Origin of the sequence: Vibrio sp. TRT 2004, assembly GCF_050113735.1 — a bacterium.
Classification (GTDB): Bacteria; Pseudomonadota; Gammaproteobacteria; order Enterobacterales; family Vibrionaceae; genus Vibrio.
In genome coordinates, this window is record NZ_JBNJOH010000026.1 from 23399 (window position 1) to 40262 (window position 16864).

General features: G+C 46.1%; 11 protein-coding genes. 5 read left to right on the forward strand and 6 right to left on the reverse strand.

Annotated elements, in window-relative coordinates; genetic code table 11:
• Positions 1-67: 67 nt before the first annotated feature.
• Both ACQEXR_RS11905 and ACQEXR_RS11910 read right to left on the reverse strand, forming a co-directional pair.
• Positions 68-2068 (reverse strand): HAMP domain-containing methyl-accepting chemotaxis protein, encoded by a 2001-nt coding sequence (locus tag ACQEXR_RS11905; protein ID WP_427020400.1) that lies wholly within the window; start codon positions 2066-2068, stop codon positions 68-70.
• 161 nt (positions 2069-2229) lie between these two features.
• A complete protein-coding gene (locus tag ACQEXR_RS11910; RefSeq protein ID WP_426952989.1) occupies positions 2230-2769 on the reverse strand; it encodes a DUF3332 domain-containing protein in 540 nt (179 codons plus the stop codon).
• 569 nt (positions 2770-3338) lie between these two features.
• Between ACQEXR_RS11910 and ACQEXR_RS11915 the strand changes: the two genes are divergently transcribed.
• From ACQEXR_RS11915 to ACQEXR_RS11930, 4 genes are all read left to right on the forward strand, one after another.
• On the forward strand, positions 3339-4889 hold the full coding sequence (locus ACQEXR_RS11915; RefSeq protein WP_427020401.1) for an alanine/glycine:cation symporter family protein: 1551 nt from the start codon (positions 3339-3341) through the stop codon (positions 4887-4889).
• Between the two features lie 488 nt (positions 4890-5377).
• Positions 5378-6481, forward strand: coding sequence for a pyruvate dehydrogenase (acetyl-transferring) E1 component subunit alpha (pdhA, locus tag ACQEXR_RS11920; protein ID WP_427020402.1), 1104 nt, complete (start codon positions 5378-5380; stop codon positions 6479-6481).
• Positions 6474-7457: an alpha-ketoacid dehydrogenase subunit beta gene (locus tag ACQEXR_RS11925; protein WP_426952992.1), complete on the forward strand. Its 984-nt coding sequence runs from the start codon at positions 6474-6476 to the stop codon at positions 7455-7457. The genes pdhA and ACQEXR_RS11925 overlap by 8 nt, the downstream gene beginning before the upstream one ends.
• Complete coding sequence (locus tag ACQEXR_RS11930; RefSeq protein ID WP_427020403.1) at positions 7454-8590, forward strand: dihydrolipoamide acetyltransferase family protein; 1137 nt, start codon at positions 7454-7456, stop codon at positions 8588-8590. Before ACQEXR_RS11925 ends, ACQEXR_RS11930 begins: the two co-directional genes overlap by 4 nt.
• Before the next feature lie 49 nt (positions 8591-8639).
• Here ACQEXR_RS11930 and ACQEXR_RS11935 read toward each other — a convergent pair whose 3' ends face one another.
• From ACQEXR_RS11935 to ACQEXR_RS11945, 3 genes are all read right to left on the reverse strand, one after another.
• Positions 8640-10286: a methyl-accepting chemotaxis protein gene (locus ACQEXR_RS11935; RefSeq protein WP_427020404.1), complete on the reverse strand. Its 1647-nt coding sequence runs from the start codon at positions 10284-10286 to the stop codon at positions 8640-8642.
• A gap of 167 nt (positions 10287-10453) precedes the next feature.
• Complete coding sequence (locus tag ACQEXR_RS11940; protein WP_427020405.1) at positions 10454-11425, reverse strand: electron transfer flavoprotein subunit alpha/FixB family protein; 972 nt, start codon at positions 11423-11425, stop codon at positions 10454-10456.
• A gap of 10 nt (positions 11426-11435) precedes the next feature.
• Positions 11436-12188, reverse strand: coding sequence for an electron transfer flavoprotein subunit beta/FixA family protein (locus ACQEXR_RS11945; RefSeq protein ID WP_426952996.1), 753 nt, complete (start codon positions 12186-12188; stop codon positions 11436-11438).
• Between the two features lie 110 nt (positions 12189-12298).
• On the opposite strand from ACQEXR_RS11945, the gene ACQEXR_RS11950 reads away from it, so the two are divergent.
• A complete protein-coding gene (locus tag ACQEXR_RS11950; protein ID WP_427020406.1) occupies positions 12299-13957 on the forward strand; it encodes an electron transfer flavoprotein-ubiquinone oxidoreductase in 1659 nt (552 codons plus the stop codon).
• Between the two features lie 27 nt (positions 13958-13984).
• Here ACQEXR_RS11950 and ACQEXR_RS11955 read toward each other — a convergent pair whose 3' ends face one another.
• On the reverse strand, positions 13985-16552 hold the full coding sequence (locus tag ACQEXR_RS11955) for a DUF294 nucleotidyltransferase-like domain-containing protein (protein WP_426952998.1): 2568 nt from the start codon (positions 16550-16552) through the stop codon (positions 13985-13987).
• Positions 16553-16864 lie beyond the last annotated feature (312 nt).

The window sequence follows — 16864 nt, forward strand, 5'->3', positions numbered from 1 at the left end:
TTCGATCAATTTCATCAATTATGATTATTGTTAAGTAATTCGCGTCAAATCTCACTAATTCAACAAATTAGCTTATTTTAAACTGTCCCATCTCATTGTTGAGTTCGTTCACTTGAGTCCGAACCTGACTCGATATATCAGAAGAAGAATTGGATATCTTCGCGACGTCCTCAACGGATAAGATGACCTCTTCCATTAAGCTCTGTATTTCGTCGGTCGCTAACGACTGTTGCTGAGCGGAACTCAATAACTCTTTCATCTGTTGGTTAAGCACTTCAATTTGATCCGTGGTTGAGTTGAGTGTCCCATACGCCAGTTCGGTATGTTCCGCACCTTCGCGAGCTAAATCCTTACTTTTGTCAATTTCGTTGACAACGGCTCTCGTCGAAGTTTGGATCGCGTTAACGATGTTGTTGATTTCTGTAGTCGATTCTGTGGTGCGCATAGCGAGTAATCGAACTTCGTCGGCAACCACAGCAAAACCTCGACCATATTCCCCTGCCCTTGCAGCTTCAATCGCCGCATTTAGCGCGAGCAAATTCGTTTGTTCCGCTAAACCTTCAATCACCTCGGTAACCCGGCCAATCGCTTCACTTTCTTTGCTGAGCTCATCCACCTGGTCACTCGCTTTTTCTATTGTTGTGTGCAGCAAACCTACAGTATGTTTATTGAGATCCAACGCTTGTGAACCACGTTCGATCTGTTGTTTCGATTCAAGCAAATTAGTCACTGACTGCTCTGCTTGTATTGCAGTGTCGTTGGCAGACTGGCTCACTTCACTCACTTGCTGGCCAACTAGTGCCATAGTCGCCTTCTGACGTTCGACCTGAGAAACCGTCGCTTCGTTGGCGTCGAGCAACGACTTCATACTATCGCTGACAGTGTTCGCTTTAGTCGTGACACCTTTTACTATACTGGCGAGCTCATCATTCATTCGATTGATCGAATGCATCAAACTGGCCAGCTCGTCGCTACCTTCAATTTCTAGCGAGGCTTGAGATACATCACCATCAGCGATGGACTCGGCACGTTTGGGCACAATCGATACACGACGACCGATGTTTTTGCCCATGAGGTGGGCAGTCGTTACCGATACGATCACGACCAGAGCAATCGAGCCAACCAGCAAACGAATGACATTCGTGACTGAGCTAAAGATCCCTTGCCCACTCGCATCAGCTTGAGCTTGCTGCTGGTTGATCACCGCCTCGAGGCTAGCATCAAGTTGCTGTACAGCAGGAACCAGTTCGTTTGCCATCTTCTGATTTGCGATGTTCCAATCGTTCGATTTACGAAGATTCACTACCTGATCCGCTAAGGGAAAATAGAGCTGTTGCATCTCTTTGAACAGTGACCATAGTCCTTGGTCACTGCTTGATAGCAAATCGGTCTTAGACTCGATTTCATCTACAGATTTGGCGTGGATGTTTAGAAATTCTTGGTACTTGTCGAGATGGTCTTGGCTACCGTATTGAAGAAAATCTCGCATTGATGAAAGGGCGTTTGCTAACGAGGTATAGCTATCTGCATAGAGCCTGAATAGACGCTTACGCTCTCCACCCTCTTTATTCCCTGCTTCGTCATTGATTAAACCTTGCAGTTGATCAAGTGCGACCTCTGCGATAGGGGCGGCTTCAAAGATAAATAGTGAGTGAGCAGGAAGGTTTTCATCGCTATGGCTGAGCTCGGCGATTTCATTCAATGATTTGGTTACCACTGTCCATTGTGACAAAACTCTTTGGTAGCTCTCTGCAACTAACAGCGTTTCTAATTGGGGGAGCGCTTCATCAACCTTGAGTAACGCTTGGGCTAAGTTGTCTCTCTGCTCAGCCCCCGTCATTTCATCCCCTCCAAGCAGCATGTACGCTCGTAGAGAAGAGACTGTAGCTTGAATAGATTGCTGAATGGAACGACCGGCATCTACGGTCGGCAGATCACTCTCTAGTAACGAACGAGTCTGCGTATCGACAGTATTAATGCTGCGGAAGATTAAAAATGCGGAAACGATAAAAAGTACTGCAAGTGACAGAAAACTTAGCTGTAACTTCCCTGATATCGTGAGTTTCATCCATTAACTCCTATAGTAAGTTCAATGCTTACTATAGCGTCTTGCTCAATGTTGTTAAATAAATGTGTATCAATAAATTAAACTTTTGTATGAGCCAGTCGGTAAGTGCAAAAAAAAGTCCCCGCTAAGCGAGGACTTGGAAACACGATATAACAGGGCTATTAAATATTTGCCGCTGCTACGTAATTCGTTAGCTCATCATTAGAGACTGTCGTAATGTACTGGTCATCTAGGTAGAAGGCTACGCTATCTTGCGACTTTTCACCACGAAGTACTTGTTGAGTACCATCAATGTATGAAATATCCATCTGCATTGTGTTTTCGTCGATTTGCTGCATCGTTGCTTTTTCGATGTTTGCGTTGTTCGACAAAGGAACATCTTTAAGTGAGCTGTCTAAATGGCCATTCACTTTGATGTAGTTTTTGGTCGGAGTGTCTACTACCGCTGGTGATTTACCAGAAATTGGGTTGGTACCTGTCCAAAACTCAATCGCGTTGAAGACGAATAGATCGACAGTACCGGCGATACCATAGATAGGTGAAAGAAGCAGGAACATACCTTCACGACCGTAGCGGTTATCTACCACTTCTAGGTTGAATTTTGACACAAGACCTGTGGTCGCCATTTGTCCCATACAACCAGTAAGAGAAGAAACACCTAAGCCTACTACAATAGCCATTTTTAATACGTTAGTTTTCATGTATACCACCACTTAATCAAGAAGGCGCGCATCGTACTCTTGTTATCGGCTAAATCAATCCATCACAATAGACATTTGACACAAAATTTACTATGTTAACCTTTTGTTTTAAATAGGTTATTTCCTACAACACAATCTATATATAGTGTTTTGGCAATACCCAATCCGCCCTCTATAGTGATCGCGCTGCTCAGATTTAGGCTCGATAACATTTTGTTTCAGAATCCAGTACAAATAATCTGCAAAATCGGGGGTTAGCCTCATCTACCACTGTTCGAATAGTAATCAGACAGTTTTATATATTCGCCCAAACCGCAAAATATCCGACCAAAATAGTCAATTATATCTTTATAGAAAATCCAGATTTTTCACCAAAAGCAGTGAATAAGTTCAAAATCAGCCTAACTGGTTAGTAAAAATCAGAATTGTTTGCTAGATCAACTTTTCCGTCAAAGATGTTGCGTGCTTATTTATTAAATGAATAATAGGCAACGTTACACAAATGTAACAAAACACAACACAATATAAGTATTATTTATAAAAACACCCATTTCACAGGCAGGAAAAGCATGACAAAGCGTATTTCGCTAGCCATATTGGCGAGTATATTTGCAGGTAGCGCTGCAGCATCCAACTTGGATGACAAGATCAACGAAGTCGTTGCACCTATCGTTAACCCTTTTGTAGGAATGATCTTCTCGACTATTCCGTTCCCTTTTAGTGACGTACAGGTGCCGTGGATTGTTCTTTGGTTAGTTGTTGCAGCAACTTTCTTCACAGTCTACTTAGGCTTCATTAACGTGCGTGGTTTTAAACACGCTATCGAACTGGTATCTGGTAAGTTCTCAGATCCAAAATCAAAACAAGATGGTGAGGTTTCTCACTTCCAAGCACTGACAACAGCTCTTTCGGGCACTGTAGGTTTAGGTAACATCGCTGGTGTTGCTGTGGCGGTGTCTATCGGTGGCGCTGGTGCGACATTCTGGATGATCCTTGCAGGCCTACTTGGTATGTCGAGTAAGTTTGTAGAGTGTGCACTTGGTGTTAAATACCGTAACACAAACCCAGACGGTTCTGTTTCTGGTGGTCCAATGTACTACCTAAGCAAAGGTCTGGCTAAACGTGGCAATGCCGCATTCGGTCGTACTCTTGCCGTTCTGTTCTCTGTGTTCGCTATCGGCGGTTCACTTGGTGGCGGTAACATGTTCCAAGCAAACCAAGCGTTCAAACAGGTTGTAAGTGTTACTGGTGGCGATGCTTCATTCTTTGCAGATAAAGGTTGGTTGTTTGGCCTGATCCTAGCAGTGATCGTTGGTATCGTAATCATCGGTGGTATTAAGTCTATCGCTAAAGTGACTGAGAAGGTTGTTCCATTCATGGCAACTATCTACGTTGGTGCCGCAATCATCATTATCTTGATGAACTTTGATCGCATCGATGACGCATTCTCAGCAATCTTTAACGGCGCATTCACTGGTGAAGGTGTTGCTGGTGGTGTAATCGGTGTTCTAATTCAAGGCTTCAAACGTGCGGCGTTCTCGAACGAAGCGGGTGTTGGTTCGGCGGCTATCGCTCACTCAGCGGTAAAAACAAAAGAACCAATGTCAGAAGGCTTTGTGTCGTTACTAGAACCTTTCATTGATACGGTTGTTATCTGTACTATGACTGCACTAGTTATCATCATCACAGGTTACCTAGACACTGATACAGGTCTAGCGGGTGTTGAACTAACGTCTGCCGCATTTGGTAGCGCAATTAGCTGGTTCCCTTACCTACTTGCTGTAGCAGTAATCCTATTTGCTTTCTCTACGATGATCTCTTGGTCATACTACGGTCTAAAAGCTTGGACTTACTTGTTCGGTGAGAGCAAAACTGCAGAAATCATCTTCAAAGTTAAGTTCTGTATCTTTGTTGTCATTGGTGCGGCAATGAACCTTGGTCCAGTTATCGACTTCTCAGATGCTATGATCTTTGCAATGGCTCTAGTGAACATTGTTGGTCTTTACATCCTAGTACCAGAAGTGAAACGTGACCTAGCGGATTACCTAGAACGTTTCAACGCAGGTAAAGTGTACAAAGCACAGCAACCAAAACAAAACCTAGCAGAGCAACCAGAATAATCTGACATTTCGCTCTAACTCGTTAAACAGCAGGCTTCGGTCTGCTGTTTTCGTTTAGATACACGGCTAACAAACAGATATTTTGTATCTAAACTTGCAAACCAATCCTCTAGATCAAGCTCAATCACAAGTATAAATAACTAACTATTCATCCCGTCTTTGTTAATAAACGCGATTTTTCGCCACAACTCACGCAAGTGTAAGCTCAGCTTTACTACACAATAATCATTCTCAACACGCAACTTTTAACATCTTTGTTACACTTACCTTAAAGTGTGATGATTGAAATTGATCGCTGTTTTCATCTTTGTTTACAGGTGAAAAATACGCAGGTGGCGAATTCATCAGCAGGTTGTTTTAGTCACTAACTTAGAGATGTATGAAACTTAAGTATCTATCTGGGCTTTGATGTGCCGAAACATGGTCACTGAGTCAGACACCGTTGCTCCAAGTGCGATCCACTAATGAGTAACATAAAGGAGATAGTAATGAATGTTCAGACACTACCCATGTTACGCTTCATCGATCACGAAGGTAACGCGGTCAACCAACTTCCCGCATGGGCAGACTTAGCGACCCTAACCGATTTTTATAAAGATATGCTGCTCACCCGAACTTATGACAATAAAGCGGTGGCGCTGCAACGGACGGGGAAACTGGGGACTTACCCTTCCCATCTGGGTTCTGAGGCTTATGGTGTGGCAATTGGCCATGCGATGCATCCAAGAGATGTCTTTATTCCCTATTATCGCGATATGCCCGCAATGTGGGCACGAGGCATCGCGATGGAAAAGAACCTTCAATATTGGGGAGGCGATGAACGAGGCAGTGACTTTCATGTTGCGCCCCAAAGTGATACCCCAGAACCATGCCATGACTTACCTTTCTGCGTACCTATTGCGACTCAATGCACCCACGCTGTTGGTGTTGCGGCAGCGCTGAAAATAGACAATCAACACCACGCAGCCCTCGTCACCTGTGGCGATGGCGCGACTTCGAAAGGTGATTTTCTTGAAAGCATCAATTGCGCCGGTGCTTGGAACCTGCCACTTGTGTTCGTCGTGAACAATAATCAATGGGCGATATCGGTACCCCGTGCGCTGCAATGTGCCGCTGATTTTCTCTCAGATAAAGCGCAAGGAGCTGGGATCCGTGGAATTACCGTCGATGGGAACGATGTTGTTGCTGTGCATGACACGGTTCTAGCGGCGTTAGATCGCGCTCGCAAAGGTAAAGGGCCGACACTAATCGAAGCCGTCAGTTACCGACTTAGTGATCATACCACCGCCGATGATGCGACGCGTTACCGGAGCGGTGACGAACTGAACCAAGCCTGGCTATATGAACCCGTTAAACGTCTCAAGACCTATCTGATCAACCACGGCGCATGGAACGATAACCTTGAACAGGAGTGGCTCGTCTCGTGCAAACAACAAGTCGAATTAGCAGTCGAACATTACCTATCTCTGCCACCTCAAGCGCCTGAAACTGCGTTTGATTTTCTTTATGAGCAAGCCCCCGTCGAACTGAATCAACAACGCGATGAGCTAATAAATAAAGCAATGCGCATGCAAGGAGGTAAACATGGCTGAACTCACTCTAGTCGAAGCAGTTAACCTTGCACTGCACTATGAAATGAGTCACGACTCTAGCGTAGTGGTTCTGGGCGAAGACGTCGGCGATAACGGCGGTGTATTCCGTGCCACCGTTGGCTTAAAAGAAAAATTCGGTCTTCGTCGTGTGATTGATTCCCCGCTTGCTGAAGCGCTTATTGGAGGTGTCGCAGTTGGCATGGCGAGTCAGGGCTTGCGGCCCGTTGCAGAATTCCAGTTCCAAGGGTTTGTCTTTCCTGCGTTGGAGCACCTTATGTGTCACGCGGCTCGCATGAGAAATCGAACACGTGGTCGCCTAACCTGTCCCGCCGTATTTAGGGCACCGTTTGGCGGTGGTATTCACGCTCCGGAACATCACTCTGAAAGTGTTGAAGCCCTGTTTGCTCACACTGCTGGGTTTAAAGTTGTCATCCCTTCTTCCCCACAACGCGCATATGGATTGTTATTAGCGGCGATTAGAAGCAACGATCCCGTTATGTTTTTCGAGCCAAAACGCATCTATCGCACTGTCAAATCTGATGTGATTGATAATGGAGAAGCGCTTCCCCTAGATACTTGCTTTACTCTGCGTAGAGGCAGAGACATTACTTTAGTGACATGGGGCGCTTGCGTTGTTGAGTCATTGCAAGCGGCGCAAACCTTATCCTCGCAAGGAATTGAAGCGGAAGTCATTGATCTCGCCTCCATCAAACCTATTGATATGGATACCATACTATCATCGTTAGAAAAAACTGGCCGATTGCTCGTTGTGCATGAGGCCAGCAAAACGTGTGGCGTTGGAGCGGAGATTCTTGCTCGCACCGCGGAAAAAGCAATGTGTCTACTAAAAGCACCACCTAAACGTGTCACGGGATTCGATACCATAATGCCTTACTACCGTAACGAAGACTATTTTATGATTCATGAGCAAGACATCGTCTTAGCTGCACGTGAGCTTGTGGAGGGTTGGAAATGAAAACGTTTTTATTACCAGATCTGGGCGAAGGTCTAGCAGAATCCGAAATAGTCGAATGGCACATTAATGTTGGCGATTCGGTCGAGCTAGATCAAGTGCTGCTTACCGTTGAAACAGCAAAGGCGGTGGTGGAAGTACCGGCCCCCTACTCAGGCGTTGTGGTCAGTCGCCATGGTGAAGCGGGTGATGTGATAAACATCGGTGCACTGTTGCTCGAAATTGAAGAGCAACCTGAGTTAGTTGGCACCGTTGCGTCAAAACAGAAGCAACAAGACGCGGCCACTGTGGTTGGTAATGTATCGCAAACTACACACCATGTAGACGTTGACGATTTTTGGATCGGCAGCACTCACAGCCCTTCCACAGACGGACTGGTTACGGCGCTACCTTCAACACGCCTGCTGGCTAAAAAGCTCGGCGTAGACTTAAACACCGTTAGCGGTACCGGGCCGAACGGAATAATCACCGACAATGACATTTATGCCGAAGCGCGTAAGCAGAGTCCTGGCACTGAAGTGTTAAAAGGTGCACGTAGAACCATGGTGTCAACCATGTCTGAGTCGCATCACAGTGTCGCGGCAGTGACGATTACCGAAGAAGCGTCTCTGGCAAATTGGACAGCAGCGGAGGATATATCAGGGCGATTGATTCGTGCCGTTGTCTATGCCTGTCAGGAAGAACCGGCTCTGAATGCGTGGTTCGACGCAGAAACCATGACCCGCTGTGTCCATAGCCGAGTCAATATCGGTATTGCGGTTGACAGCAGTCACGGGCTCTACGTCCCCGTGTTGAAACACGCTGAGAGTTATGACGATAACGACATCCGAACATGGTTAAACGAAACCGTCCAAGGAATTAGAGAACGTAAAATTGGCCGAGACAGTTTACAGCATGCAACCATCACCCTCTCTAATTTTGGTGCCATTGCTGGCATTTTCGCCACGCCCGTTGTCTCACCACCTCAGGTCGCGATTGTTGGTGCTGGGCGTATCATCGAACGAGTGGTGATAAAAGATGGCGTTCCAGTTGCGGTTAAAGTCATGCCGCTATCGATTACTTTTGACCACCGTGCATGTACAGGCGGCGAAGCAGCAAGATTCACCAAGAAACTGGTCGAGCATCTTCAACGTTAACGGTTAGCCAACGTCGCATCTATCATGAGCGACGTTGGCTTGTTAAGCATTACACTTTGAAGTTACTCACCAGTCCATCCAACTGTCGAGATAGTCCCATTAGCTGGTCACTACTTACATTCAATTGCTGTGCAACTTGCGCCGTTTCAACAGTAAACTGATTGATCTCTTCGACATTGCGATTAATTTCACCCACCACGCTGGATTGCTGCTCTGTGGCCGTTGCAACTTGGATATTCTGATCACTGATATGAGTAATATGTTGCTCGATTCTGTTCAGTGACTGATTAGCATTGACGGCACTTTCTACCACCAATACACTTTTTTCTTTGCCATTAACCATTGCATTAACGGCTCGGTTTGACTCTCCTTGCAAACGGTTAATGACCCCTTGGATCTCTTCCGTCGAGTCAGCAGACAGGCTGGCAAGTTTACGCACTTCATCAGCCACTACGGCAAAGCCTCGACCTTGCTCTCCCGCGCGTGCAGCTTCAATCGCAGCATTGAGCGCTAACAGGTTTGTCTGCTCCGAGATACCACGAATGGTATCAAGTATCGAACTAATATCATCAACTTGGCTCGCTAATGAAGTCACAATTTCGCTGGCTTGCTCTAGTTCTTGAGTCAACTGGTTAATCTGGGTTCCTGCATCATCGACGATTTGAGAGCCCGATTGGGCTTGGCTGGTTGCGTCTTTGGCAACTTCGGCTGCCTGCGCGGCGTTGGTAGCAATCTCACTCACCGTGGCACCGAGTTGATGAATCGCTGTCGCGACCTGTGTGGTACGGTCTCTTTGGTTAGTACAATGGTTCTGCGTTAACTCTGCATGTTGGGAGACTTGTTGAGCGGTTAGTGCTAGCTGTTTGGAGGTTGTCGCCACCTCTTTAATCGAATCATGAACACGGCTTACAAAGGTGTTAAAGCTATCTGCAATGGAGGATAGCTCATCGATTCCCGCCAGTGCTAAGCGGCTGTCTAATGCCATTTGCTGTGCAGCAAGTGAAATAGAGTCTTGCAGATAAGCGACGCGTCGTTTGAGACTGATGACCGTTACCAGCGCGGTTACAACAGACAAAAATAAGCCAATCGCAATAATGACAAACAACTGCTGTTTGCCTGCAAGATAGTCGCTATTGCTCTGCTGGTGCTGTTGCTGTGCCTGTTCAAGTAAGGTATCAAGAATGGCGTTTGCATGATTTTTTAACACACCATACGTCTTAGCATATTGTTGTTTATAAATCTGTCGTGCACTTTCCAAGTCATTGTTTTCTAGAACCGCCAACATAGGATTCAGTTCTTGAGCGACCATGCGCTCAAATTCCTTGAGTAACTTGGTGACCTCTTGCTTGAGTTCAGTGGTTGCCTGCGCTTGTACAGCATTTTCGATTGCCTGACGCATCTCAGGAATATCCTCTTCTCGGGTCTCTTTTACCCGAGTGAGCACCCCTTTTTGATCACGTAAGGAGGTGTCTTGCAGCAGCATCATATCGATACCGACTCGCATTCGAGGGATTCTTGAGGCGACTTCGGCCATTGAGCGCATCGGCGCAGACGTGTTTGAATACAGTTTCTCAGACTGTTGATTGAGATTACTGATACTCTTGTATCCCGCAACACCAACAGCAATTAATGCGATGCATGGCAGTAGCACCGCAAAAATTAAGCGACTTTGTAAGGTGAATTTATTGGCAATCATTGTCATTCCTTGAATCAAATTTATTATTATTTGGTTTACTTATAAACTTGATAATAGCGACAACAATCTTGCTCAGATACCTTTCTTAATGACCCTTTTGTTCATTAATGATGTTAATGAACTTTATGAACAAATCACTCTATTTATCTATGAGTTAGACAGAAATCCTATCTGTCATTTCGTCCGACTTGTCCTATTAATTCTGGGAGTAATGTAAACAAATCCCCCACCAGCCCATAGTCGGCAATTTCGAAAATAGGCGCATCAGGGTCGCTGTTAATCGCAACAATCACCTTGGAGTCTTTCATACCTGCTAAATGCTGTATCGCCCCCGAAATGCCCACTGCGATATAGAGACGCGGTGCGACAATTTTGCCCGTCTGACCGACCTGTAAATCGTTGGTAACAAAACCCGCATCAACAGCCGCTCGTGAGGCTCCTATCGCCCCACCAAGCTTATCAGCCAAAGCTTCTACCATGGCAAAATTTTCCTTGCTGCCGACACCACGCCCACCAGAAACCACCACATCCGCATTGGATAATTCTGGGCGTTCACTTTGAATGTTGTCTCGGCTGATAAGCTCTGTTCCCTGACAATCTATCGTTAGGTCTAGATGCACAATTTTGACCGTGTTTGCCCCCTGAAGGGATATTTTTTCAAACGCAGTGCTTCTCACCGTCATGACTTTTAGATCATCATGGCTTTGTACTCGCGCTAACGCATTACCTGCGTATATCGGGCGCACTATCGTATCGCCACTTTCAATAGCAACCACGTCAGACATCATTCCAACCCCGAGCAGAGCCGCGATCCGAGGCATTATGTCTTTGCCAAAGCTCGACGACGAACAGAGCAAATAGCCATATTCAGAGGCACGACTCATCACCAATTGTGCGAGATTTTCACTTAGCTGAGATTGATACACTGGGCTATCTGCCACTAACAACTCGTCGATTCCTTCACAACCACTGAGTTGATTGCAAATCTCATCATAAGGGTTCCCCGCCACCAATACGCTGAGTTTTGCACCGGAAGAAAATCCTTTTAATTGCATCGCAGCAGTCAGCACAGATAATGTCGCCGCCGAGATCGTCTTATGATCATGCTCTGCGATAACTAAAATATTGGCTTCGATCATCACACACTCCTTATTCAATCACCTTGGCTTCATTTCTAAGTTTGTCGACCAAATCGGCGACGGTCGCAACCATGATTCCAGCTTCACGCTTAGGAGGAGCAAAAACCTCCAGCACAGTCTGAGTCGGCGAACAGTCAACATTCAAACTTTCAACGTTGACGATCTCTAATGGTTTACGCTTCGCCTTCATGATATTGGGTAGCGATGCATAACGTGGCTCGTTGAGTCTTAAGTCGGTACTTATGACGGCAGGCAGGGTTAACTTAAGCGTTTCCAGTCCACCATCCACTTCACGAGTGACCGTCAGCTCATCATGAACAAGATCGATTTTGGATGCGAACGTCGCCTGAGGACACGCCATAAGACCGGCTAACATTTGCGCCACTTGGTTGTTGTCAGTATCAATAGACTGCTTGCCAACAATAACCAGCGGGGTCTGCTCTTTTTCTGCAAGCCGTTTGAGAATTCTTGCTACCGCGAGTGGCTGAAGCATCTTCTCACTGCTGACATGTATCGCTCTATCCGCGCCTAATGCGAGCGCACTGCGCAACTGCTCTTGGCAATCATCAGTACCGATAGAGGTGACTATCACTTCACTTACCTTACCCACTTCTTTCATTCGAATCGCTTCTTCAACGGCGATCTCGCAGAAAGGATTCATTGCCATTTTAACGTTGTCGGTTTCTACACCCGATCCGTCAGCTTTGATACGTACCTTCGTGTACGGGTCAATTACGCGTTTAATCGCTACCAGAACTTTCATCGCAATCTCCGAAAAGCAAAGTGATAAATTGAGCTTAGTAAAGTTTACGTTTACGTCAACTGTAACTATATTTATTGCATGATGTTGAATCGCCGTGAAGGTTATGCAAGATGGAAAGAGAGAGTATGGACTTTGATGTCGTGATTGTCGGCGCTGGCCCCGCGGGACTTTCTGCCGCCTGTAGGCTGGCGCAATTAGCCTTACAACATCAACAAACGCTGTCAATTTGTGTGGTAGAAAAAGGCGCTGAAGTCGGAGCGCATATACTTTCTGGTGCGGTATTCGAGACCAGAGCGCTCGACGAACTCTTCCCAGACTGGCAGGTACAAGGTGCGCCTGTGACGACTCGCGTCTCCTCGGATCAATTTATCTACTGTACCAGCAAGGCAAACCATATCTCAGTACCACATTGGTTGACCCCACTTTCTTTGCGCAATGACCACAACAACTATGTGATTAGCCTAAGCAAGCTTTGCCGCTGGCTAGCGACTCAAGCAGAGAAGCTTGGGGTTGAGATTTTTCCGGGCTTCCCTGCGAGAGAAGTTTGCTACGACGAACAAGGGAATGTAACTGGCATTATCACGTCAGATATGGGACTCAACAAACAGCGAGAGCAAAAAAGCACTTTTCAAGCGGGGATTCAACTTAACGCCAAACAGACCATCTTTGCCGAAGGCGCGAGAGGCAGCTTAGGAAAAGAACTGATTAGCCACTTTAAGCTTGATAGAGAGAGTCAGCCACAACACTACGCGCTCGGTATCAAAGAGCTGTGGCGTCTAAAGGCCGATGACTCTCGTTTTAGTGCGGGCAAGGTAATTCACTCGACTGGGTGGCCATTGAGCGAGTCAGATTCAAGCGGAGGCGGCTTTCTCTATCATCTCGAGGATCATTTAATCGCCGTCGGTCTTATCACTGACCTCAACTATACCAACCCCTTTCTAAGTCCTTTTGATGAATTTCAACGCATCAAACACCATCCTCAGTTTGCTCAGTTCTTACAAGGAGCGGAGCGCATTGCCTATGGTGCAAGAGCCATTGCCAAAGGTGGGTTACTCTCTTTGCCCAAACAACAGTTCTGTGGTGGGCTACTGATTGGCTGTGAAGCAGGCACCCTTAACGCTGCCAAAATCAAAGGATGTCATACCGCCATGAAATCAGGCTTACTTGCCGCTGAAGCCGTGTTCGAAGCGATAGAACAGCAGCAGCAAGAAGCAAATTACGCACAACGGTTTACTGAGTCCTGGTTGTATGAGGAGTTGAACCAGAACCGTAACTTCCCTGGTGCCATTCATCGTTATGGAACATTATTTGGTGGCGCACTGACGCTGTTTGAGCAAAACATCTGGCAACGTCTAACGGGCACAGCACTGAGTTGGGATATTGGCGACCCACAAGCTGACTATGTCACCTTATACGAACGCTCTCGTTGTCATCCTATTCACTACGAGAAACCCGACGGTCAGTTAAGCTTTGATAAGCCCTCTTCTGTGTATCTCTCTGCAACCTTTCATGAAGAAGATCAGCCTTGCCATCTACTGCTGTCGGATCAACACATTCCAATAACCCATCATATGACCTTGTTCGATGAACCGAGTCAACGCTATTGCCCTGCGGGGGTCTACGAAATCGTCAATGTTGAAGGCCAGAGAAGGCTACAAATCAACGCAGCCAACTGCGTTCACTGCAAAACCTGCGACATCAAGGATCCATCGCAAAACATTACGTGGGTTCCGCCCGAAAGTGGTGGTCCCAACTACACAGAGATGTGAATCGATTCCCTCACTTCCGTGTGTTGACTAACGTTCGTGGCTGGCAAAGTCCATTGTCACTTTATCGTGGAAGATGCCGATTCGATTGAGGACATTGGTTAGGTTTTGTACCTCCAGCGGGGTAAGATCGTTAACAGCCAGTACATCGTTTACTCTGCGCAAATCACTGTATTCAACGATCTGGTTCATAAAACGTAGGTGCCAAATATGGTCGAAGATGTAGACCATTTCTCGATAGGTTTTTGAATCAATCTCCTGCGCATTGAGCAAACCTTGTAATCTAATACGTGTATTGCACTCTCTGATGTCGTGCTTCAAAGCGTAGAGTCGACAGAAGATCTCCATCGGTCTTAGACACTCTTTGAGATTGATCGACATACATCCCTGCTTGCTCTCTGGATCATCATTGTAGGCAGGCAAAGGCACTTTATGCGAGAGGCAGTTTTGCGCATAGATGGGTAAAAACTCCGGATGTAAGACCAACAGCTGTTGAATATGTGACTGAATATCATCGACTAATGATGCGTCGCCATACGTGGCCCGAATATCGAAAAAGACGTTCAACTCTAAAATGGTTTCTGGGGAGGCTTGCTCCACCCAACGGGTAAAGTTGTCCTGCCACTCTCTCTTACTCAGACACCACTGATGATTTGATGCCATGATCAATCCATCGCAGTAGCTATATCCTGCCTGATTGAGCATCGCACAAACACTTTCACCCAAATGGAGGAAATAACGTCGTATCGCTTTCAGATCCTCATCGTCTGGTGTCTCAAACACGATGGCATTGTCCTGATCTGAAAACAGTGTCATATCGTGACGAGCATTGCTGCCAAACGAAACAAACGAGAATGGCACTGGCGGCGGCCCGATATCTTTAATTGTCAGTTCGACAAAACGACAAATAGCGGCATCGTAGGTACAACCTATCAAGCTACGCAAATGATCGGAGCGTGTGCCTGCGGCAATCATTTCACGAATCAGGTCTGTTAGCCTGTTCAAAGATTCAACCACATGGCTATGACTGTCACTACTCTCTATATCAGTAATGATACTGCTGCTCGTTTTACGATAATCACAACTCGGGTTTACCGAGCCGAAACTCGCCCCATACACTTTACGCACAATCGGGCGGAACGAAACAACATGACCAAGTTTTTCTGATAGGAAGATGCGTGAGGTACTCAAAATGATATCGATAGTACGGCCACTCTTCGTCACGATTTGGGCGTCGAACTCGGCAGGCTCACTGTGATGATTGAACAGTTGTAGCAAGTGATTTAACACACGACGATTTTGTGGATGGTCGGAAAACAGCTCTTGCCAAATAGTGCGTGATTTGAGTTCCGTATCGGTATAACCCAATAGTTGGTGCAACCGAGTATTAGAAAATATTATCTTGCCATCAGCCTCAAGGATGTAGCCCTCATTTGACGACTCTACCAGCGCTTTATACCGGTTTTTTGCTTCGTGAAGTGCAATTTCGGCACGCTTTTTCTTCTTCTCAATCGCCTTTGACTGACCAATAACGTACAAGAGAATCACCACCAATCCGAGCGTAATGCCAACAAAAACTCGGTATAAGGTGCTCTCTAATTTATCTATCTCCTGCTCGACGTCTTGAAAATAGACGCCAGTGCCAATAATCCACTGCCACTCTTCAACGCCTTCGACGTAGGTCATCTTAGGCGCGGTGATCGACGCGTCATCCTTCCACTGCCATTGGTATTCGAGATAACCCTGCTGAGACGCTTTGACCAGTTTGACGATTTCGACAAAAATGGGGAAACCTGTACTGTTTTCACTTTCGTAGTAGTTGGTCAGGTCTTGGTTGGTTAAGTCACTCCTATAGGGGTGCATGACCATGTTGGGTTGCATATCTGTAATAAAGAAATAATCTTTATTTTCAGGCCCATAGCGCATCGCACGAATTTCCATCGCCGCCTTTTTCTGCGCTTCCTCGAGGCTGAGTACTCCACGCTGCTCTAAGCCAACATAGCTGTCGACGATACTCACCGCGGTTGACGTCAGCTCTTTTAGCATCTGGCGCTTTTGGTTGAGCATCGACTCTTCCACCAAAGGTAGAATGACATAGATAATTGCCGTGACAAACAGCGTAATCGCAACCACGGTAGGAACAACGATCCTTAGACTAAAGTTACTCAGCGTCGATTGATGTTCGCTCTGATGTGTACTCAAACCCACAAAGTAGTCGGCAAGTTCAGTCTCGTCCAATACCTCCGACAGATCTTGGTCATGACTTGTGTCGTGATACTTTGCGGTAAACGAGTCGTTGGTAAAATCTGCGCGAGTGGGTAAATAGCCGTGGTAATCGTCGCGAATATGCGTTTCTAAAACGTTTTTAATCTGTTGAAGGGTATATCTGTCGCCAAACTCAGAAATTGCCTCTGTCAGCGCTTCTTTGCAGTGACGAAATCGTCTATGTGAATAGGGATCGAATTCTACCCCATCCGCCATGGTGTCACTGTGCTCTTCGCCATTGTAGTCAAAGAAGCCGTCAATCCAACGATGAATCTCTTCGGCTCTGACACCGTGCAGCTTCTCTGTACGGTCAGCATGTTCAGATATTTTCATTTGGTTTCAATTAACCCAATTTCATATTAATAAATTGTTAAAAAGTGCGGCCTGCGTTGCATTTTTACTAACATCCAATTTCCCAGCTTATGACTTCGCCCGCTTAATTAACCCAAATCAATATTTGTCCCATACCCCTTTCTTAGTATGGCTGCCATGTTTGATTGAATTTTTGACAAGCTAGCTCACTTGCTAACTTGTCTTCATTAGCGAAGTAAAACCATGTTTCCCTCTTTATCAAACATAAAGGTGCTTGGTAGCGTCTGGGATGTCGTCTCGTATTGATCGAAGGTCAGTATACCAAGTGAAAGC

Bases quoted from the DNA above. Each gene is read 5' to 3' on its own strand.
- ACQEXR_RS11945 (WP_426952996.1), bottom strand. From the start codon at position 12,188: ATGAAAGTTCTGGTAGCGATTAAACGCGTAATTGACCCGTACACGAAG.
- ACQEXR_RS11910 (WP_426952989.1), bottom strand. From the start codon at position 2,769: ATGAAAACTAACGTATTAAAAATGGCTATTGTAGTAGGCTTAGGTGTT.
- ACQEXR_RS11930 (WP_427020403.1), top strand. From the start codon at position 7,454: ATGAAAACGTTTTTATTACCAGATCTGGGCGAAGGTCTAGCAGAATCC.
- ACQEXR_RS11925 (WP_426952992.1), top strand. From the start codon at position 6,474: ATGGCTGAACTCACTCTAGTCGAAGCAGTTAACCTTGCACTGCACTAT.
- ACQEXR_RS11915 (WP_427020401.1), top strand. From the start codon at position 3,339: ATGACAAAGCGTATTTCGCTAGCCATATTGGCGAGTATATTTGCAGGT.
- pdhA (WP_427020402.1), top strand. From the start codon at position 5,378: ATGAATGTTCAGACACTACCCATGTTACGCTTCATCGATCACGAAGGT.
- ACQEXR_RS11905 (WP_427020400.1), bottom strand. From the start codon at position 2,068: ATGAAACTCACGATATCAGGGAAGTTACAGCTAAGTTTTCTGTCACTT.
- ACQEXR_RS11950 (WP_427020406.1), top strand. From the start codon at position 12,299: ATGGAAAGAGAGAGTATGGACTTTGATGTCGTGATTGTCGGCGCTGGC.
- ACQEXR_RS11940 (WP_427020405.1), bottom strand. From the start codon at position 11,425: ATGATCGAAGCCAATATTTTAGTTATCGCAGAGCATGATCATAAGACG.
- ACQEXR_RS11935 (WP_427020404.1), bottom strand. From the start codon at position 10,286: ATGATTGCCAATAAATTCACCTTACAAAGTCGCTTAATTTTTGCGGTG.
- ACQEXR_RS11955 (WP_426952998.1), bottom strand. From the start codon at position 16,552: ATGAAAATATCTGAACATGCTGACCGTACAGAGAAGCTGCACGGTGTC.